5 protein-coding genes are annotated in these 2,647 nt (G+C 56.5%); all 5 read right to left on the bottom strand.

Features of this window, described 5'->3' with window-relative positions:
* Positions 1 to 210: 210 nt before the first annotated feature.
* Complete coding sequence (gene trpA / locus H6F57_RS25445) at positions 211 to 1,005, bottom strand: tryptophan synthase subunit alpha (protein WP_190631514.1); 795 nt, start codon at positions 1,003 to 1,005, stop codon at positions 211 to 213.
* Between the two features lie 165 nt (positions 1,006 to 1,170).
* Positions 1,171 to 1,476, bottom strand: a complete 306-nt coding sequence (locus H6F57_RS25440; RefSeq protein ID WP_190631512.1) for a DUF3007 family protein — start codon at positions 1,474 to 1,476, stop codon at positions 1,171 to 1,173.
* A gap of 6 nt (positions 1,477 to 1,482) precedes the next feature.
* Positions 1,483 to 1,725 (bottom strand): NAD(P)H-quinone oxidoreductase subunit L, encoded by a 243-nt coding sequence (ndhL, locus tag H6F57_RS25435; RefSeq protein WP_190631509.1) that lies wholly within the window; start codon positions 1,723 to 1,725, stop codon positions 1,483 to 1,485.
* A gap of 129 nt (positions 1,726 to 1,854) precedes the next feature.
* Positions 1,855 to 2,334, bottom strand: a complete 480-nt coding sequence (locus H6F57_RS25430) for an MOSC domain-containing protein (RefSeq protein WP_190631507.1) — start codon at positions 2,332 to 2,334, stop codon at positions 1,855 to 1,857.
* Between the two features lie 157 nt (positions 2,335 to 2,491).
* The coding region (locus H6F57_RS25425) for a transposase (RefSeq protein ID WP_190507635.1) at positions 2,492 to 2,647 on the bottom strand (156 nt) is incomplete at its 5' end.

Here is a 2,647-nt window from a genome sequence, read left to right as displayed (position 1 = left end):
TTTGCTTCTCTAAATCTGTCTTGATGCATGACACCGTGATTGGACTGTTCATCAACCGCTATGAATTTGGGCGACCTATATAACAACCCATACACAGGTCTAGAACACTACCCCTAGGGTCTAAGGCCGGAGTCTATGCCTTAACTCCTAAACCTTTACACCTTACACCTTTCACCCCCAATGCCCTGCCTCCCAGTTGCAGCAAAAATTCTAGGCCAGAGCAGCCTTGAGGCTTTGGCAAAAGTCGGCAATGGTTTGCAGGGCGACCTCGGGGGTGTCGGCGGCCAGTCGTTTGACAAAGGCACTGCCCACAATCACGCCATCGGCTCCCCAGGCTTTGAGTTGCTGGGCCTGGTCGGGGTCTGAGACACCGAAGCCCACGCCCACTGGCTTGTCGGTGGATTGTTTGAGGCTGTCAATTAGGTCTTTGACACGGCTTTGCAGCTCACTGCGGATGCCGGTGACTCCGGTAACACTGACCAGGTAGACAAACCCCTGGGCCTGGGCGGCGATCGCCTGAATGCGATCGGGTGGCGAGGTTGGGGCCACCAGCAGTGTGACATCAATATTGGCGGCAGCGGCCCCAGACAGCAGCGCATCGACCTCTTCGAGGGGTAGATCGGGCACCACCAAACCAGCGACCCCGGCCGCCGCCAGATCGGCCATAAACTGGTCAATGCCCCGGTTGAGGATGGGGTTGTAGTAGGTAAACAAAATTAGCGGTGCCTGCAACGGCGGCTGCAGCGCTTTCACCATGCCAAGGACGGCGTCGAGGGTAACCCCATGGCCCAGGGCGCGGGTGGCCGCCGCCTGAATCACCGGCCCGTCCGCTAGGGGGTCGGAGTAGGGCACCCCCAATTCAATGAAGTCAGCGCCATTTTGGTCGAGCACCCGCAGTGCCGCAGCAGTAGTGCCGAGGTCAGGATCGCCAGCGGTAATAAAGGGAATCAGGGCGCATTTGCCCTGCGCTCGCAGGTCACGGAAGCGATCGGAAACAAGAGCCATGGCAGGGTACCGAAGCCTTAGTCTAGAGAAATTGGCCAAAGGGCTGAGGCAAACAATTTGCCCAATACAGCACTCTAGGGCAAGAGGGGCACCACGTCTATGCTCTAGAGCTGAAGGCTTTAGGGCTCAAGGATTTTCCTGTAGCGATGGCAGACCTCGGACCCTCTACTTCGCCTGCTCCTGATCCAGCTTTTCTTGCAGGGCGGCCAGTTGCTCAGGGCTGAGTTCGTCAAGGCGTTGCTGTAATACCGCCGACTCGTAGTCTTCCATCTGCTGGTTGAGGGTCATGTTGTGGGTGACCACCCGCAGCAGGTAGCTGGCCAGCCAGGCCACCAGACCTCCCACCATTACCACCTGGCTCCAAATGCCGGCGTTGATGCCGTCTAGGCCAAACAGTCGGAAGCCCAGGAACAGCCCGCCCCCGGCCAAGAATATGCCAATGCCAATGGCGATTACGTCAATCCGTCGCATAACCCCCTAAGCCTTGAGGTTACGGGGCTGAGGACGAAAATTTAAGAAGGGGCTAAACAGCAGCATGCCGGGGAAAAAGACAAAGACCAGCCCATACAGCAGCGTGCGTTCGATCGACCCTGCGATATACCAGCGCTGCCGCGCGTAGAAAATTAGCGCCAGAGGAATTACCACCAGGTAGGCCCCAGCAACGCCGGCGTACGCTGCCGCCGCCAATAAAAAATCGTTTGATAGCGCTGGCATTGTCATGGCAATTTTCCCACTCACCTAACTGTGAAACCCAAGGGGTAGGCGCAGGGCTTGCATAGCACCCCGCCTACCCCAAATCATAGTGCTTCTTTGACGATTGTAAAGGGAAAGCTGGTTCGCGGCCTCAGGTTACTCGCCCTTTGCCTCTACTAGGGCGCGATCGCCTGGCTTCACCCATCCTCCCTGAAGCACGCGCGCGTACAGCCGACTGCTGCCAGGGTGGTGCTTCTGGCTGATGCGGCTAAAGCGGCGATCGCTAAACCATCTCATGATGGTGCGACAAGGGATGGCGTAGTCAGTAATTTGAAGCTGCACTTGGTCGCCTAGGTAGAGCTGAGCGCCTGGAGCCAGGCTGGCCCAGTCTAATCCGGCCAGGGTGAGGTTTTCGCCGACGCTGCCGGGTGCGATCGGATGCCCCTCCTGCTGGAGCAGCTCAATGACCTCCAAAGACCAGAGGCAGAGGGCACGATCGCAGCCGCCGTGGAACTTGAGATTGCGCTGGCGATCGCCCGTTAACCCAGCTATAGTCACCTCACCAACGGGCACCGGCAGCTTCGGCACCCCTCCGGACGAAACATTGATCTGCGCAACTCGACCGGTGGGCGTCATAGGCTTAGCACCCACCCTTAGGAACAAACTCTACAAATTTCATATAAAAAATTCATATAACCTCTGTAATACGTTCTAGCTCAAATTTACGGCAGAGCTTTTATTGCCTGCCTGAATTTTTAGCGCTGGGAATTGAGCATCGGCCTAGGGCGTGTCATCAATTAAGCCAAATCACGACAGCCGCCATGTAGATTGCACTAAGAAAGGTTTCTGCGAGCTTATCGTAGCGGGTAGCAATCGCTCGATACTGCTTAAGCTTGGCAAAGAAGTTCTCAATTAGATGCCGTGCTTTGTATAACTCCTGGTCATAGTC

It is taken from the genome of Leptolyngbya sp. FACHB-60, from assembly GCF_014695775.1.
Taxonomy (GTDB): domain Bacteria; phylum Cyanobacteriota; class Cyanobacteriia; order Phormidesmidales; family Phormidesmidaceae; genus Nodosilinea.
The sequence above is the reverse complement of the archived record's forward strand: the minus strand, read 5'-3'. Positions and strand labels throughout refer to the sequence as shown.